This is a genomic window from Streptosporangium sp. NPDC023963 (assembly GCF_040639135.1).
GTDB lineage: Bacteria > Actinomycetota > Actinomycetes > Streptosporangiales > Streptosporangiaceae > Streptosporangium.
Map to the genome: position 1 here is coordinate 273,449 of NZ_JBEZZK010000006.1, position 14,850 is coordinate 288,298.

The window sequence follows — 14,850 nt, forward strand, 5'->3', positions numbered from 1 at the left end:
CTCCGAGGTCTCGCGCCCGCCCGGGCGGCCCGGGGGTCCTGACGGCCCGGACGCGGCCCCGCGGTCCCGCGTCCCGGCCGCCGGGGACGCTCCCGCGAGGCCGCGGGACTCCCCGGGGGCGCGATCCTGAGAGTCCGCTGAGGACGCCGTCCACGCTGAGCGAACGCGGAACGCGCCGCCGCTCCGGGACGTTGTTCATGTCGTACGGCTGTCGCACGAGTTGAGGCGAAAATGCGCATTCTGCTGTTCCTGACCTTCCTCGTGGTGCCGGTCCTCGAGATATGGGTGCTCATCCAGGTCGGCCAGGTCATCGGCGGGTGGCCGACGGTGGCCCTCCTGCTCGCCGACAGCCTGCTCGGCGCCTGGATCGTGCGCCGCGAGGGCCGCCGGGCCTGGCGCAATCTCCAGGGCGCGCTGCAGAGCGGCCGGATGCCCGACCGTGAGCTCGCCGACGGCGGGCTGGTCCTCGTGGGCGGCACGCTGCTGCTCACCCCGGGGTTCCTCACCGACATCCTCGGCTTCCTGTGCCTGCTGCCGTTCACCCGGCCGATGGTCCGCAGGCTCGGATCCTGGTTCTTCGCCCGCCGGGTCCGCACCCTCGTCGCCAGGAACGCGGCGGGCGCCGGGCTCGGCTCGCCGTTCGGCGGCCCGGGCTCGCCCTTCGACGTGCTGCGCGACGCCGGGAGGCCCCCGGGCTCGGGGCCGGTCGTCCACGGCGAGGTCGTCCGCGACGAGCCGGGTGGCGCGGGGGCGCCGGGCGGCGGCGGAGACTCCGGCCGGGGTCTCACCGATCGCTGAGCGCGGCCAGGCGGCGCAGCGAGAACCGGAACAGGACCGCGTTCAGCGGCTTGATCACCTGCCAGCCGAGCCGCCCGGCCGCGCCGAACGGCACGTCGAGCTCCTCCTCCCAGACGATCGTGCTGCCGCCGCCCTCGCGGGGCAGCACGCGGAAGACCCCGGTGCCGCGCACCGGCCATCCGGTGTGCCGGACCCCCACGCTCCTCGGCGGGTCCCACTCGGTGATCTCCATGGTGTCGAGGAACCCGGCAGGCCCCACCCCGGTGAAGGCCTCCAGGCGGCTGCCGACGCTGTGGCCGTTCCCGGCGGTGACGCGCGCCCGGGTCAGGATCATCCACTCGTCGTGTCTGGGCCAGTTGGTGAGCACGGCGAACACCCGTTCCGGCGGGGTGCGCGCGTCCACCGAGACGCTGATGTGGGAACCGGTCATGCCTGGATCCTTCCCCCGTGACCGGTGGCCGACCCTCGGGCGTCGCCGTGTCCGTGAGATCCTGCCGTGGACGTTGACAGGAAAATCCTATTTTTCTACCTTTTAAGTCGGAATTTCGCGTGACCCGGAATCGTGAGGGCGTGACGGCGCGACACGCGCCGCGGCGAGCCCGGGGCGGTCCGCGGCCGCGAGAGCGGGGAGAGGGGCGGTTTCACACATGACCGCGTTCGCGCAGGGAACCGGCCTGATCGAGGTCCGGCCGGTCGGCTGGGACGACACGGCGGCCGTGGCGCTCCGGCGGGCCATGACGGAGGAGATGGACGCCCGCTACGCCGACCTGCTCGCCGTCGCCGGCCTCGTGCCCAGCGGCATGAACGTCGAGCCGGAGACCGTCGCCTACACCGGGGTCGCCTACGCGGCGGAGGGCGTCGCGGTCGGCCACGTGGCGCTGCGCCGGCTCGGTGACGACATGGAGCTCAAGCGGATGTTCGTGACCCCGTCCCACCGGGGCACCCGCGTGGCGCGGGCCCTGCTGGCCGCCGCCGAGGACGCGGCCCGCGCGCTGGGCGCGCCCCGGGTCGTCCTGCAGACCGGTCCCCGCCAGCCGGACGCGGTGCGGATGTACGAGCGGGAGGGCTACACCCCCATCCCCGTCTTCCCTCCCTACGACCGGCTCCCCGGCTCCCTCTGCTTCGAGAAACCCCTCTGACGCGGGCTTCGCGCGCTGGGGGCGGGACGTTCCGGTGGGTCTCCCGCCCGCAGGGAGCCGGGCCCTGGCCGGTCCCCGGACACGGGTTCGCCGGCCCGGCCGAGGGAACGGCCGGACCGGCGAGGTGCTCGCGGGCGTCTGTCTAGGACGGGGACGCCGCGTGCTCGGGGCTGTCGACATAGATCTGACCGAAGTCGATCGCCGGGGTGAATCCGGCGAAGTTGCGCTGGACCTCGGCTCTCTCCGCCGCGTTCGGGTTCGGGTTGGTGCAGCTCGTGCCCGCGCTCGCGCCGGACATCAGGTCCGTGCACCGGCCGGTACGCCGGTCGGGCAGGCCCAGGATGTGGCCGATCTCGTGGGCGGCGATCCGCAGCGGGTTGTGGCCCTGCGCGGTCGCCTGCCGTCCCATCCACACCGTTCCGCGACCCAGGCTGGTGGGCTGCGCACGGGGCCAGCCGTTGTCGGCGAGCACCACGAAGTCCGCGGGGCTGCCGGCCACCAGTCGTACGTTCGAGACACTGGAGTTCCAGATCTGGGCCGCCTGGTCGACGGCGGACCGGAACTCCGCGGCCCTGCTCGCGTCGTATCTGAGCACGCGAACCACTGCGGTGCGGGCGTCCGCCGCGTGGGCGGGCGCCGCCTGGGCGGGGGTGACCGTCACCAGGAAGGCCAGCCCCAGGATGAGGGCGACGCCGAAGCGAATGATTCTGGACATCTCTAGCCGGCCTCCTCGGCCATCGGGGGGTTGCTCACGGGGAGCAGCTGGTGAGGAGGCGAGATCAGCCGGTGACGAGCGTCAGCCCGTACGCCGAGAGGATCTCGTTGACCGGCTGGTGGTAGGTCGTGCCGCCGACGCTGCAGTTGCCCGAGCCGCCGGAGGTGACCCCCTGGGCCTGGCTGCCGGAGATGAACGAGCCGCCGGAGTCGCCGGGCTGGGCGCACGCGCTGGTGCGGGTCAGGCCGCTCACCGTGCCCTGCGAGTACCGCACGCTGGCGTTGTGCTGCTGGATGACGCCGCAGCGCCAGCCGGTGGTGGAGCCGGAGCGGCAGATCGAGGCGCCGACCGAGGCCTGGGTGGAGCCGCGCACGGTGACGTTGGCGCCGCCGGAGCCGCGGACGTAGGGGGTCACGGTGTGGCCGGGGGTGGAGACCCAGGCGTAGTCGTTGCCGGGGAACGACGAGCCGTAGAAGGTGCCGGAGGGGCTGCTGGTGGTGGCTCCCGCCCTGCCGCAGTGGCCGGCGGTCACGAAGCCGGGGGCGCTGCCCCGGCGCGCGGAGAAGCCGATGCTGCAGCGGCTGCTGCCGATGTAGTAGGCGTTGCCGCCGATGATGTTGATGAAGGCCTGGGGCTGCTCGGTGGAGGGCACCACCTTCACGACGCCCTTGTCGGCGCCCGCGGCGGCGGCGAGGGCCTCGCCCGCGGCCTGGCTGCCGGCGAGGATCACGACACTGTTGGTCGTGACGTCGACGTACCAGAGGGACGCGCCCGCCTTCGCCTCCGCCGACGCCCCGTCGAGCTTGGCCTTGACGGCCTCGAGGTTGGCGAGGGAACGGCCGACGATCACGGGCTGCGCGCCCTTGGCCCTGATGGCGCCCGCGTCGGTGGCGTCGGTGGTCGCCACGGAGAGCTGGGAGGCGTCACCGTTGAGCCAGGCGCCGGCGTACTCGGCGCCGAGCTCCTGGGTCAGGGCGGCCTCGGAGGCGGCCGCGCGGTGCTCGTTGGCCAGGCGCTGGACGGCCTGTTCGGCGGTGAGGCCGAGGTCGCGCTGGAGGGCGTCGAGCATGGCCGCGGGAGGCTGGGGGGCAGGGGGGGCGGATGCTGCGACGGCGGGCGCCACGGTGGCGACCAGGTACAGGGCCACGGTAGCGGCGCCGGTCAGGAGGGTACCTCGACGTAACATGAACACTCCTTGTGAGGGGTGATGTCAAGGTATGGGGGAGAGGCCCGCGGAGGGATCTCCCAAAGAATCCCTATCGCGATGTTATGGGGGCCTTGATGGCTTTCTGGGGCTATGGCCGGCGAGGGGGCGGCGACCTGCGCGAGGGCCGCGGACGCCTGCCTCCTGAGTCGGTGATGTGACCGAAACCGCCGAGGAATACGGCCGAAACAGCGGTTGAGTGATCGACGATCGCGTGGTTTTCCCCCTCGCGCGGCCGGGGGGAACTCTGGAAGACTGGTCGCCGCGCCCTCGGCGCACGGGTGCCGACTTTTGACAGCGACCAAACGGAGCAGCGTCGATGACTTGTTCTGGACATCCAGAACTCGCGAGGATGGGTCGCTGCGCCGCACGTGCGGCCGGCCGCGGGGAAGGCGCCCTCGCGGGATCCGTCCCGAGCCTCCCCCGGACGCGCTCCGCGCGGACCGTCGTCCCGGCCCCCCCACCGTCCGGCCGCCGCGGCCCGGATGTCACAGAAGGACACGTGTCATGACTGACGAGGCCGCCGCCGCCGACGGCGGGAGCGAGGAGACGGCGACGCTGCCGCGCCGCGTCGACGCGCCCCGGTGCCCGCACACCGAGCCCGGCGAGCGCCGCTGCGTCCTGCCGCCCGGCCACGAGCTGGACCACGTCTACCCGCACAAGAAGGCTCCCGCGCTGTGCGCGGGTGAGTGACGGGCCGCCCGCCCACCGGCCGCCACCGCTCCCGGTCCCGGTCCCGGTCCCGTGGGCGAGGAAAGGCCCGTGGACGCGGGGGAGACCTCCTCAGAGGAGGCCGGCCATCTCGGCGGCGGCCACGGCCGCGCGGACGGCCCGCGCCGGGTCACCCTCGTGGTAGCGCCGCTCGCTGGGTTCGATGTTGTCGAGGAACTCCTGGTAGCGGAGGGCGTACGCGAGATGCTGCAGCGGTTCCGCCAGGATCAGCGCGCGGGCCGGGTCACAGCCGGGGACGCTCGCCGCCCACGTCTCGCACCAGGCTTCCGCCGCCGCCTCCCAGCGGTCGGCGGGCAGGAAGTCGCGGGGTCGCAGCCCGTCGAGGGCGGGGTGGCCGTAGTGGCTGTCGGCGAAGTCCAGCACGACGGTGCCGCGCGGCCCCGACACCCAGTTGCCCGGGTGGAAGTCGCCGTGCACCAGCGTGCACGGCAGGCCGCAGGACTCCAGCGCGGCGACCAGCGACGGCAGGCGGCCGGCCAGCCGGCGGGCCAGGCGCAGCTCCCCGGTGTCCAGGTCGCCGGCCGCCTCCCCGTCGAGCAGCCCGCCCACCAGGGCGGCCAGGGCCGAGGGGGTGCGGTCGGGCAGCCCGCCGAGCTGTCCGGCGCCCCCGCGCCCGGCGAGGGCCGCCTGCGCCCTCGCCAGCCGGCTCGCCGCCTCGGCGACGATCTCCCGAGGTGCCCCGTGACAGTCGCCGCCGGGCACGTGCTCCAGGAGCACCCGCCGGTTCGGGGTGTCGGCCGCCACGACGCCGGGCACCAGGCCGGGATCCTCCGCCGCGAGCATCCCGATCGCGCGGGCCTCGTCGGCGGCGAAACCAGGAGTGATCTTCAGCCAGACCGGCCCCGAGCCCGTGGGGATGCGGAACAGCCCCGCCAGGTTCCACGTCTTCACCTGGCGCGCGGGCCCCTCGGCGGGCCTGCCCGCCTCGCGTAGCGCGGTCCGGGCCCAGCCCAGCGCCTCGCGCACCCCCGAGGCCTTCGCCCACTCCGCCCGGTGCGCCACGGGGGTCGTCAGGTCCGCGGGCGGCCTCCCGGCCGTGTCCGGGGCGCCGGGCCCGAAGGGGGCCGGACCGGCCGTGGGGCGGCCGAGGGCCTCGACGTGGTAGGTCGTGTGGCCCTCACGGGGGCCGCGGTCCCGATCCTCGGCGTCGACCAGGCGCAGCACCACCACGGGCGTGCCGAGCACCTCCTCCAGGTGGGCCACGACCGATCCGACCTCGGCCCACCAGGGGTCGGCCACCGGGAACGGCCCGACCGTTCCCAGCCACTCGTCGCCGGCCGTCACGAGGGCGCTCACCGTGCGGCCCGATGCTTCGCTCACGCGGGCAGTGTGCCGTCGGGGCGGCCGCCGACGCCACGGGTTTTCGCCGGGCCCCTTGTCCAGCCGGGCCCCTTGTCCAGCCGGGCCCCTTGTCCAGCCGGGCCCCTTGTCCAGCCGGGCCCTCTGTCCAAGAGGGTGCCCGGTGTCCGAGAGGGTGCCCGGTCAGCGCCCGGGGCCGTGGTCGTCGAACAGGGAGGGCTCGCGCCGCCGGTTCGGCTGCGCGTGGGGTTCCATCGGCCCGGCGGGGTGGCGGTCGTCGCCCGCGCGGTCGCGCCGCAGCTGCGACTGGAGTTCCGCGTCCTCGCGCAGCTCCTGCTCGGAGGGGGACAGGAAGATGGCCAGGAGCAGTCCGAGGGTGAGCAGGCTGATCCCGACGAGCAGGGGCAGCATGAAGTCCATCCCCTGCGCCCCGCTCGCCGGCGCGGCGTCGTCGTGCGTACCGACGCCGATGGCGAACATGCCGGTGTAGTGCATCCCATTAACCGCGAGTCCCATCAGCAGGGCGGCGCCGGTGGTGGCGAGCGCCCCGCGTACGCGCACGCTGAACCAGAGCGCCACCGTCGCCGCGACCACGGCGATGAGCAGCGACAACCCGACCAGGAGGGGGTCGTAGCTCACGTGCGCGGACATGCTTACGGCCGCCATGCCCAGATAGTGCATCCCCGCCACGCCCAGGCCGGTGAGCAGCCCGCCGCCGAGGAGCGCGCCGGTGCTGTCCTCCCTGCGCGAGACCAGGAGAAGGCCGGCGCCGACGACGACGACGGCGAGCAGCGCGGACGCGACGGTCAGCGGTACGTCGTAGCGGATCGGCGTGCCCTGCACGTCGAAGCCCATCATCGCGATGAAGTGCATCACCCAGATGCCGGTCCCGCCGATGGACAGGGCCGCGCCGCCGAGCCAGAGCGCGCGCGAGCCGTCCTCCGCCCCGCGTGCCCGCGCGGTGAGCAGCAGCCCCAGCAGGCAGCCGATACTCGACATGATGTACGAGGCCGCCGGCGTGACGAACCCGTAGGCGAAATGGTCGATGGCAGGCATGGCGGGCTCCTGGCGGGCGGGGGAGGATTGGAACGTGCCAAAGAGAGGTCGGGTCCGGCGGCGTGCGGGATCGGTCGTGGGCTGGCCCGGGTCGCGATTGGTTGACCGACCAATCACTGCGAGGGGTGCTCACCTTACAGTTCTGAGGTTCCGAATGGCCATAATGGGGTGATTAAGAATGTCTAAAACGATCACTCGGTGACTGTTCCGCTCACGTGAAGTGAACATTCCGAGAGGAGGAGGGTCGATGACCAGGTTCACCGGTCAAGGACGGAAGACGCCGCCGCCTCCGATATGGCCGGAGGACCGCTACGAGGTCCTCTGCGAGCGCGACGAGCCGCACGGGAGCACCCGCGACCGCTACCACTTCCCCCGGCACGCGGTGCGTTCGGCTCGTGACCTGGAGACGGCCGGGCTCGCCAGGAGGGTGCGCGTGGTCAGGCTGTCCGACGGAGTGGTGATCTACGACCGCGTCGACGGCGTCGACCTGCCCGCCGACGAGTGGTGATCCACCGGTTTCCCGGAGGGGGCGCGGGGGAGCCGGGTCAATCCCCCCGGCGGGGGTAGGGGTCCTGGATGGACGCCGGACGCGCCGCCCGCGCCGGACGCCCGGTGGTGGCGTGAGTGTCGAGGAGTGGTCGTGGACGGATCCATGTCATCTGTACCGCGAACGGACGGGAATCGCGGGAACGGCAGGATGAGGCCCTACGAAGGACGCGCGAGAATGCTCGCGGGACTGGCCGAGGCCAGCCACATGAGCGCGATGGAGGATCTGCCGGCCCTCGTCGAGGAGCACGCCGCCCACGTCGGGCTGCACGACGTGCTGATCTACCTGGCCGACCTGCAGCAGGACGTGCTGCGCCCGCTGACCGGCCGTGGCGCCGGTGAGGAGACGGAGCGGGAGAAGGGCGAGCTGCGGATCGACGGGACCCTGGCGGGCCGGGCCTTCCAGGAGGTGCGCGTCCTGTCCAGGCCCTCCTCGGAAGACGAACCGGGCCGTTGGTGGGTGCCGCTGCTCGACGGCACCGAACGCCTCGGGATACTGCGGGTCAGCCTCCGGCCGGGGACGAACGCGAAACGGGCCCAGGAGGACATGAGGCATCTCGCGTCCATCACCGCGATGCTGGTGGTGAGCAAGCACTCCCAGAGCGACTCCTACGCCCGGCTGGTGCGGACCCGGCCGATGAACGTCGCCGCAGAGATGCAGTGGAACCTGCTGCCGCCTCTCACCTTCGCCACCGAGAAGGTGGTGATCGGCGCCGCGCTCGAACCGGCCTACGAGCTCGGCGGCGACGCCTTCGACTACGCGCTGGCCGGCGATTCCGTCCACCTGGCCATCTTCGACGCGATGGGCCACGACGCGTCCGCGGGACTGACCGCGAACCTCGCGGTGGCCGCCTGCCGCAACCGCCGCCGCCAGGGCGCCGACCTCGTCGAGGTCAGCGAGGGGATCGAGGAGGTGCTGATCGAGGAGTTCGGCCTGGGCAACCGCTTCGCCACCGGGATCCTGGCCGACCTGAACATGCGTACCGGCGTGTTCACCTGGGTCAACCGGGGACACCACCCTCCGGTGGTGATCAGGAGAGGGCGCTGGGTCGCCACCCTGCAGTGCCCGCCCGCTCACCCGATGGGTCTCGGCCTGGGGCTGGCCGTGACCCCGTGCAGGGAGCAGTTCGAACCCGGCGACCGCGTGCTCCTCTACACCGACGGCATGACCGAGGCCCGCAACCGGCTGGGGCAGGAGTTCGGCCTGGAGCGCTTCGTCGACTTCATCATCCGCCGCAACGCCGATGGCCTTCCCGTACCGGAGACCCTGCGCCGCCTGGTCCGCGGCGTGCTGGAGTACCACGACGGGAGGCTGCAGGACGACGCGACCGTCCTGCTGGTGGAGTGGCGTGGCGGCGCCCAGGGGAAACTGCGCCTCTGAGCCGGGCGCCGGGGAGGCCGTGCCGGGACGCCGGGGTCAGGTGCCTGGGACGCCGGGGTCAGGTGCCTGGGACGCCGGGGTCAGGTAGGTGCCGGGACGCCGGGGTCGGGGCGCCGGGGTCAGGGCGCGGACAGCCCCGGAGGGTAGGGGCTCTCACCGTCCCGGATCGCCGCGAGCATCCGGGCCGCGTACGCCCGTACGGCCTCGTGCAGGCCGTGGCCGAAACTCACGCGGGCCACCCCGAGGTCCGCCAGTTCGGCGAGCGACGGCGTGCCGGGGCGGAAAAGGATGTTGACCGGCCCGCCGATCCCCTCGACCAGCGCGCGGACGGCCCCCGCCTCGGCCGCGAAGATCGGATAGATGCAGTCGGCGCCCGCCTCCAGGTAGCGGCGGCCCCGCCGCACCGATTCGGCCAGCCTCTCCTCGGCGCTCCCCGTGCCGTGGATGTAGGTGTCGACCCGGGCGTTGATCACCAGGTCCACGCCCGCGGCGGTCGCGGCGGCCCTGACGGCGCCGAGGTAGGCGGCCTGCTCGCCGGCGTCGGCCATCGCCCCGGTACGGGGGTCGGAGTCCTCCAGGTTGCAGCCGGACGCCCCCGTGGCGGCGAGCCGCTCGACCAGCTCCGCGGGCTCCAGCCCGTAGCCGCGCTCCATGTCGGCGGTGACGGGCAGGCCGGCCGAGCGGCCGATCCGGGCGATCGCGGCCAGCATCTCCCCGACGGGCGTCTCCTCGCCGTCTTCGTACCCGAGCACCGAGGCGATCGCGGCGCTGCCGGTGGCGATCACCGGGAAGCCCGCCGCCTCGACGGCGCGGGCCGACGCGGCGTCCCAGACGTTGGGGACCACCAGCGGACGGCCGGGTACGTGCAGAGCCCGCAGCGCCGAGGCTCTTCCGCGGGCCGTCGATGCGGTGCCGCCGGTGTCCTCGCTGGTAGAAGTGGTCATGGGAGTGACACTAGGGGAGGAAAGGGCCGATCTTAAGAGCCAATGCCGCCCCAGTCGATTGGGCCACTTCCCCCTCGGGCCTCCGCTCGGGCCTCCGCCGGGGGCGGGGCCGGATGCCCTTCCGCGGCCGGGCCGGGCCTCCGGGAGCGGGGAAGCGAGGACCCCCGGCCCTGGTGGGGGCCGAGGGTCCGCGACTCTCCGAACTCTCCGAATCGGTCAGGCGCTCTTGCGGCGCTGGGCGCGTAGAATCGCCAGGCGCTCGTTGAGCACCTCCTCCAGGTCCTCGATCGTGCGGCGCTCCAGCAGCATGTCCCAGTGCGTCCGTGGGGGCTTGGCCTTCTTTGCCTCCGGCAGTTCGCCGTCCACCCGGAGGGCGGTCGCGCCGCACATGCGGCACTCCCAGGTCGCCGGGATCTCGGCTTCAGCGGCAAGCGGAACGTCGAATCGATGACCCTTCGGGCAGGTGTAGGACACCTCCTGGCGCGGGGCCAGATCGGTGTTGCGGTCGTTCTCGTAGCTGGTCGCCCCGAGTCTGGTGCCGCGTAGCGCACGCTCGCCCATGTCTGAATGCCTCCTGAGGGCCCCGTCGTGAGGGGTTCGTCTCCCACGGCGTACAACGCTTGATACCGTGTGTGGATTCCCACAGACAGGGTGATCCAATCGCACGTTCTTGACCCGGTCTGTGAAGGGCCCTCTTTTCGGGGGTTTCTCAGATGCGTTCCGGCACCCGGTTTCCCGCCGCTCTGATGGCCTTTGGCAGGTCGATGAGGGCGAGCAGTACGAAACCGAGCACAAAGAAGATCACCAAAGAGATGATGCCCAGGCGGTAGCTGTCGGTCAGCTGGAGCGCCAGGCCGAGGGTGAACGAGCCGAGGAACGTCGAGCCCTTGTCGCTGATCTCGTACAGGCTGTAGTACTCCGCCTCCTTGCCCTTCGGGATCACGTGGGAGAAAAGTGATCGCGACAGGGCCTGGGTCCCGCCCATCACGATCGCGATGGCGAACGCCAGCGCGAAGAACGGCAAGTCCGAACCCCTGGGCAGGAAGTAGGCCACGGCCACCACGGCGATCCAGGCGATCAGCGCGACCATCACGACCCGCTTGGCCCCGTACGAGGCGGCGAGCCGGCCGAGCAGCAGCGCGCCGAAGAAGGCCACGAACTGCACCATCAGGATCGCCTGGATCTGCACCTCCTGGTCCAGCCCGAGCTCCTTGTCGGCATAGGTGGCCGAGAAGGAGATGACGGTCTGCACGCCGTCGTTGTAGATGAGATAGGCGATCAGGAAGCCCAGGGTCAGCGGGTAGCGCCGCAGATCCCTGGTCGTGCGGCCCAGCTGGCGGAAGCTGCCGGTCACGGCCTGGGCGGTCGTCTCGATGCCGGGGGCGAGTCCTCGCCGGTTGCGCAGCCGCAGCAGCGGGATGATCGTGAACCCGCCCCACCACAGGCCCGCGGACGCCAGGGCGATGCGCACGGCCTCGCCCTCGGCGACGCCGAAGGACTCGTGGTAGAGGAAGAGCACCAGATGGAGGGCGAGCAGCAGGCCGCCGCCGAGGTAGCCGAAACCCCATCCCCTGGCGGAGACCTTGTCGCGCTCGTCGGCCGTGGCGATCTCCGGCAGGAACGAGTTGTAGATCACGAACGCGGCGGCGAAGGCGACGCTGGACACCAGGAACAGCGCGCCGCCCAGCAGGTAGCGCCCGTCGGCGACGAACCAGAAGCAGACGGTCGCACCGGCGCCGAGGTAGGCGAAGAGGCCGAGAAGCTCCTTCTTGCGGCCGGTGTGGTCGGCCAGCGCGCCCACGACGGGCATCAGGATGATCTGCAGGACGGCCGCGAAGCCCACCACGAAGGAGTAGTAGGCGCTGGGCCGCACGTCGAACCCGATCACGTCCACGTACTGGCTTCCCTGCGCGGCGGTCTCCGCGATCGTCGTCAGGTAGGGGCCGAGGAAGACCGTCAGGACGGTGGTCGGGAAGGCGGAGTTCGCCCAGTCGTAGAAGTACCAGCCGCGTTGCTCGCGGCGCCGGGACTGGGGGGAGTCCTCGACGGCCTGTTCGGAGGTCATGAGCGGTCCTCGGTCTGTCGGGGGGCGGGGGAGGGGAATCGGGGGAACCGGGGGAGCGGGGAACGGGGAACGGGCGGGGAGGGGACTCGCGCCCGCGCGGCTTACGCGGCTCACGCGGCTCACGCGGCTTACGCGGCGAGACGACCTGGATACCACTGGCCGCGGGACTCCAGCACGTCGCGCAGCCCCGAGATGTTGTCGGTCATCAGGCCGTCCACGCCGAGATCGAGCAGGCGTTCCATCACTCCGGTGTGGTTGACGGTCCACACGTGGATCTGCATGCCGAGCGCGTGGGCCGTGCGGATCAGGGCGGGCGTGGTGATCCGCAGGCCGCGGAAGCCCACCGGCACCTGCGCGCACGGCACGCCCGCGCGGGCCAGGCGGGCGAGCAGGCGGCCGTACCCGGAGGTGGTGGCGGCGGCGCGCAGGGTCGCCACGCCGCGCGGGCCCAGTGAGGAGCACACCTCGCGGCCGATCGCGGCGCGGGCCCTGGCGAGCCGCGCCTCGGAGAAGGAGGTGAGGCAGATCCGGTCGTGGGAGGCGGTCCTGCCGATCGCCCGGGCGAGCGGCGCGATGGCCGCCGACTCCTTGACGTCGATGTTGAAGCGCGCCTCGGGCCACGAGCCCAGCAGGTCCTCCATCAGCGGGATCTCGTCCACGCCGCCGATCCGCGCCTCGCGCACCAGCCGGTACGGCAGCTCGGCGATCCGGCCCCGGCGGTCGGTCACCCGGTCCAGGGTGTGGTCGTGGAAGGCCAGCAGCACCCCGTCGGCGGTGGCGTGCGCGTCGGTCTCCAGGTAGGTGTAGCCGAGCTCCACGGCCCGCTCGAAGGCGGGGAAGGTGTTCTCCCTGCCCTCGGCGGCTCCACCCCGGTGGGCGAAGGGCAGGGGGCCGGGATGGTCGAGGAAGGGGTAACGGCGTTGCACGTGCAGGAGTATGCCCCCTGCGAGCTGGACGCGTCATCGCGGGCGGGTGAACGTTTGGATCACAAGGCTCCGGAAGGGACACGGAGACGGCCCCGACGCGGCCGGACCCCGGGCAGGGCTTTGCCCTGACCTGCCCATCGCCGTGGATGATGGGAGATACCTGGTTGTCCACGGCCGACCTCGCCGTTTCGCCTGATTTCCGGTTTCCGGTCTCCGGTTCTCCGGGGCGCGGCGACGTCGAGGCGGAGGTCCGTGAGAACGGAGGCCGCGCATGAGCAAGGGAAGCACGTCCGGACGCCTGGCGAGCGTGAGCGGGTTCGCCGACGACCGTCTCGGCACGGCGGGATTCCTCAAGCGGAACATGCGGAAGATCTTCCCCGACCACTGGACCTTCCTGCTGGGCGAGATCGCTCTCTACTCGTTCGTCATCCTGCTGCTGACCGGCACGTTCCTGACGTTCTTCTTCAAGCCCGTCATGGAGGAGGTCGTCTACAACGGCTCCTACTCGCCGCTCAAGGGCATCGCGATGTCCGAGGCGTACGCCTCGACACTGGACATCAGCTTCGACGTGCGCGGCGGCCTGCTGATGCGGCAGATGCACCACTGGGCCGCCCTGCTGTTCATCGGCGGCATGATGATCCACATGCTCCGGATCTTCTTCAACGGGGCGTACCGCAAGCCGCGCGAGCTGAACTGGCTGATCGGCGTCGCGCTGCTGGCCCTCTCCCTGCTCGAGGGCCTGACCGGCTACTCGCTGGCCGACGACCTCCTGTCCGGTGCCGGGTTGCGGATCACCGCCGGCGTGGCGCAGTCACTGCCGCTGGTCGGCACCTGGCTCACCTTCTTCCTCACCGGCGGCGAGTATCCCGGAGACGAGATCATCCCGAGGTTCTACTCGATCCACATCCTGCTCCTGCCGGGCATCCTGCTGGCGCTCATCACCGCCCACCTGATCCTGACGTGGGTGCTGAAGCACACGCAGATGCCGGGCAAGGGCCGCACCAACGACAACGTGGTGGGCGCGCCCACCTACCCCTCCTTCATGGCCAAGTCGGGCGCCTACTTCATGTTCACCTTCGGCGTCATCGCGCTGCTGGGCACCTTCGCCCAGATCAACCCCGTCTGGCTGTACGGCCCCTACACGCCGTCCGACATCTCGGCGGGCTCCCAGCCCGACTTCTACCTGGCGTTCCTGGACGGCTCGCTGCGCCTGATGCCCTCCTGGGAGATCAACTTCCTGGGCTTCACGCTGCCGATGAGTGTGATCGTCCCGGCGCTGCTCCCGCTGGGGATCATCCTGCTGGGCCTGGTCCTGTACCCGTTCGCCGAGCAATGGATCACCGGGGACCGCCGCGAGCACAACATCGTCGACCGCCCCCGCAACAACCCGCACCGCACCGCGATCGGCATGTCGGCGGTCACGTTCTACGGCGTCCTGTGGCTGATGGCCGCCACCGACGTGATCGCCGCGAACTCCCGCCTCTCGATAAACGAGATCATCTACACCGGCAGGGTCCTGGTCTTCCTCGGTCCGGCCGTGGCGTACTACGTCACCTACCGGATCTGCCTGGGCCTGCAGCGCCGCGACGCCGAGGCTCTCGGGCACGGCGTGGAGACCGGTGTGATCAAGCGCCGTCCCACGGGGGAGTACATCGAGGTCCACGTCCCGCCCATGGAGTCCATCGAGGCCCAGGTGCGGGGCAAGGAGCCGGTCCCGATCCTCGCGGGGACGGCCGAGGACGGCGACGGGGACGGTGTCCCGGCGCACAACGGGAAGCATCACCCGCTCCGCAGGCTGCGCGCCATGATGAGCAGGGCGTACGGCGGGGAGAAGGTCCCGCTCGACGGCGACCGGGACCACGACGGCCACGACGGCCACGACGGCCGCGGTGAGCACGCCGGCCGCGGCGAGCGTGACGGCCATGACGGGGGTGATCGCGCTGGCCACGGCGAGCATGACGGGCACGACGGGCGTGACCGTGCCGGGCGCGCGGCCGTCGGGCCGGGAACGGACGAGAACAGGGCGCCGTGACCGGTCCGGCGGC

Annotated in this window: 15 protein-coding genes; 6 read left to right on the plus strand and 9 right to left on the minus strand. The window is 72.0% G+C overall.

The genetic code is table 11. The features are described 5' to 3' along the window. Positions 1–231: 231 nt before the first annotated feature. Positions 232–798 carry an FxsA family protein gene (locus AB0F88_RS21020; RefSeq protein ID WP_362686246.1) on the plus strand — a complete coding sequence of 189 codons (567 nt, stop codon included), beginning with the start codon at positions 232–234 and terminating at the stop codon, positions 796–798. On the opposite strand, the gene AB0F88_RS21025 is transcribed toward AB0F88_RS21020, so the two are convergent. After that, positions 785–1,228 carry an SRPBCC family protein gene (locus AB0F88_RS21025; RefSeq protein ID WP_362686249.1) on the minus strand — a complete coding sequence of 148 codons (444 nt, stop codon included), beginning with the start codon at positions 1,226–1,228 and terminating at the stop codon, positions 785–787. The genes AB0F88_RS21020 and AB0F88_RS21025 overlap by 14 nt on opposite strands. A gap of 217 nt (positions 1,229–1,445) precedes the next feature. On the opposite strand from AB0F88_RS21025, the gene AB0F88_RS21030 reads away from it, so the two are divergent. Next, a complete protein-coding gene (locus tag AB0F88_RS21030; protein ID WP_362686252.1) occupies positions 1,446–1,937 on the plus strand; it encodes a GNAT family N-acetyltransferase in 492 nt (163 codons plus the stop codon). 142 nt (positions 1,938–2,079) lie between these two features. Here AB0F88_RS21030 and AB0F88_RS21035 read toward each other — a convergent pair whose 3' ends face one another. Continuing rightward, a complete protein-coding gene (locus AB0F88_RS21035; RefSeq protein ID WP_362686255.1) occupies positions 2,080–2,652 on the minus strand; it encodes a snapalysin family zinc-dependent metalloprotease in 573 nt (190 codons plus the stop codon). A 64-nt stretch (positions 2,653–2,716) separates the two neighbouring features. Beyond that, on the minus strand, positions 2,717–3,838 hold the full coding sequence (locus tag AB0F88_RS21040) for a S1 family peptidase (protein ID WP_362686258.1): 1,122 nt from the start codon (positions 3,836–3,838) through the stop codon (positions 2,717–2,719). Positions 3,839–4,363: 525 nt separating this feature from the next. On the opposite strand from AB0F88_RS21040, the gene AB0F88_RS21045 reads away from it, so the two are divergent. Next, positions 4,364–4,549, plus strand: a complete 186-nt coding sequence (locus AB0F88_RS21045) for a hypothetical protein (protein WP_362686261.1) — start codon at positions 4,364–4,366, stop codon at positions 4,547–4,549. A 90-nt stretch (positions 4,550–4,639) separates the two neighbouring features. Here AB0F88_RS21045 and AB0F88_RS21050 read toward each other — a convergent pair whose 3' ends face one another. Both AB0F88_RS21050 and AB0F88_RS21055 read right to left on the minus strand, forming a co-directional pair. Beyond that, positions 4,640–5,908 carry a phosphotransferase gene (locus AB0F88_RS21050; protein WP_362686264.1) on the minus strand — a complete coding sequence of 423 codons (1,269 nt, stop codon included), beginning with the start codon at positions 5,906–5,908 and terminating at the stop codon, positions 4,640–4,642. A gap of 162 nt (positions 5,909–6,070) precedes the next feature. Continuing rightward, positions 6,071–6,943, minus strand: coding sequence for an MHYT domain-containing protein (locus tag AB0F88_RS21055; protein ID WP_362686267.1), 873 nt, complete (start codon positions 6,941–6,943; stop codon positions 6,071–6,073). A 247-nt stretch (positions 6,944–7,190) separates the two neighbouring features. Between AB0F88_RS21055 and AB0F88_RS21060 the strand changes: the two genes are divergently transcribed. Continuing rightward, a complete protein-coding gene (locus AB0F88_RS21060) occupies positions 7,191–7,451 on the plus strand; it encodes a hypothetical protein (protein ID WP_362686270.1) in 261 nt (86 codons plus the stop codon). Positions 7,452–7,667: 216 nt separating this feature from the next. Then, positions 7,668–8,870 (plus strand): PP2C family protein-serine/threonine phosphatase, encoded by a 1,203-nt coding sequence (locus tag AB0F88_RS21065; protein ID WP_362686273.1) that lies wholly within the window; start codon positions 7,668–7,670, stop codon positions 8,868–8,870. A 119-nt stretch (positions 8,871–8,989) separates the two neighbouring features. On the opposite strand, the gene AB0F88_RS21070 is transcribed toward AB0F88_RS21065, so the two are convergent. From AB0F88_RS21070 to AB0F88_RS21085, 4 genes are all read right to left on the minus strand, one after another. Beyond that, complete coding sequence (locus tag AB0F88_RS21070) at positions 8,990–9,814, minus strand: isocitrate lyase/phosphoenolpyruvate mutase family protein (protein ID WP_362686276.1); 825 nt, start codon at positions 9,812–9,814, stop codon at positions 8,990–8,992. A 216-nt stretch (positions 9,815–10,030) separates the two neighbouring features. Next, positions 10,031–10,375 carry an RNA polymerase-binding protein RbpA gene (locus AB0F88_RS21075; RefSeq protein WP_089205581.1) on the minus strand — a complete coding sequence of 115 codons (345 nt, stop codon included), beginning with the start codon at positions 10,373–10,375 and terminating at the stop codon, positions 10,031–10,033. Positions 10,376–10,523: 148 nt separating this feature from the next. Continuing rightward, positions 10,524–11,879, minus strand: a complete 1,356-nt coding sequence (locus AB0F88_RS21080; protein WP_362686279.1) for an MFS transporter — start codon at positions 11,877–11,879, stop codon at positions 10,524–10,526. A 128-nt stretch (positions 11,880–12,007) separates the two neighbouring features. After that, a complete protein-coding gene (locus AB0F88_RS21085; protein WP_362686282.1) occupies positions 12,008–12,805 on the minus strand; it encodes a glycerophosphodiester phosphodiesterase family protein in 798 nt (265 codons plus the stop codon). A 271-nt stretch (positions 12,806–13,076) separates the two neighbouring features. On the opposite strand from AB0F88_RS21085, the gene AB0F88_RS21090 reads away from it, so the two are divergent. Beyond that, a complete protein-coding gene (locus AB0F88_RS21090) occupies positions 13,077–14,837 on the plus strand; it encodes a cytochrome b N-terminal domain-containing protein (RefSeq protein WP_362686285.1) in 1,761 nt (586 codons plus the stop codon). Positions 14,838–14,850: the final 13 nt, after the last annotated feature.

What these genes read in the sequence shown, in the direction of transcription:
- AB0F88_RS21070 (WP_362686276.1), bottom strand. Translation starts at nt 9,814, where the DNA reads ATGACCACTTCTACCAGCGAGGACACCGGCGGCACCGCATCGACGGCC.
- AB0F88_RS21055 (WP_362686267.1), bottom strand. Translation starts at nt 6,943, where the DNA reads ATGCCTGCCATCGACCATTTCGCCTACGGGTTCGTCACGCCGGCGGCC.
- AB0F88_RS21060 (WP_362686270.1), top strand. Translation starts at nt 7,191, where the DNA reads ATGACCAGGTTCACCGGTCAAGGACGGAAGACGCCGCCGCCTCCGATA.
- AB0F88_RS21025 (WP_362686249.1), bottom strand. Translation starts at nt 1,228, where the DNA reads ATGACCGGTTCCCACATCAGCGTCTCGGTGGACGCGCGCACCCCGCCG.
- AB0F88_RS21090 (WP_362686285.1), top strand. Translation starts at nt 13,077, where the DNA reads ATGAGCAAGGGAAGCACGTCCGGACGCCTGGCGAGCGTGAGCGGGTTC.
- AB0F88_RS21075 (WP_089205581.1), bottom strand. Translation starts at nt 10,375, where the DNA reads ATGGGCGAGCGTGCGCTACGCGGCACCAGACTCGGGGCGACCAGCTAC.
- AB0F88_RS21065 (WP_362686273.1), top strand. Translation starts at nt 7,668, where the DNA reads ATGCTCGCGGGACTGGCCGAGGCCAGCCACATGAGCGCGATGGAGGAT.
- AB0F88_RS21080 (WP_362686279.1), bottom strand. Translation starts at nt 11,879, where the DNA reads ATGACCTCCGAACAGGCCGTCGAGGACTCCCCCCAGTCCCGGCGCCGC.
- AB0F88_RS21030 (WP_362686252.1), top strand. Translation starts at nt 1,446, where the DNA reads ATGACCGCGTTCGCGCAGGGAACCGGCCTGATCGAGGTCCGGCCGGTC.
- AB0F88_RS21035 (WP_362686255.1), bottom strand. Translation starts at nt 2,652, where the DNA reads ATGTCCAGAATCATTCGCTTCGGCGTCGCCCTCATCCTGGGGCTGGCC.
- AB0F88_RS21020 (WP_362686246.1), top strand. Translation starts at nt 232, where the DNA reads ATGCGCATTCTGCTGTTCCTGACCTTCCTCGTGGTGCCGGTCCTCGAG.
- AB0F88_RS21045 (WP_362686261.1), top strand. Translation starts at nt 4,364, where the DNA reads ATGACTGACGAGGCCGCCGCCGCCGACGGCGGGAGCGAGGAGACGGCG.
- AB0F88_RS21040 (WP_362686258.1), bottom strand. Translation starts at nt 3,838, where the DNA reads ATGTTACGTCGAGGTACCCTCCTGACCGGCGCCGCTACCGTGGCCCTG.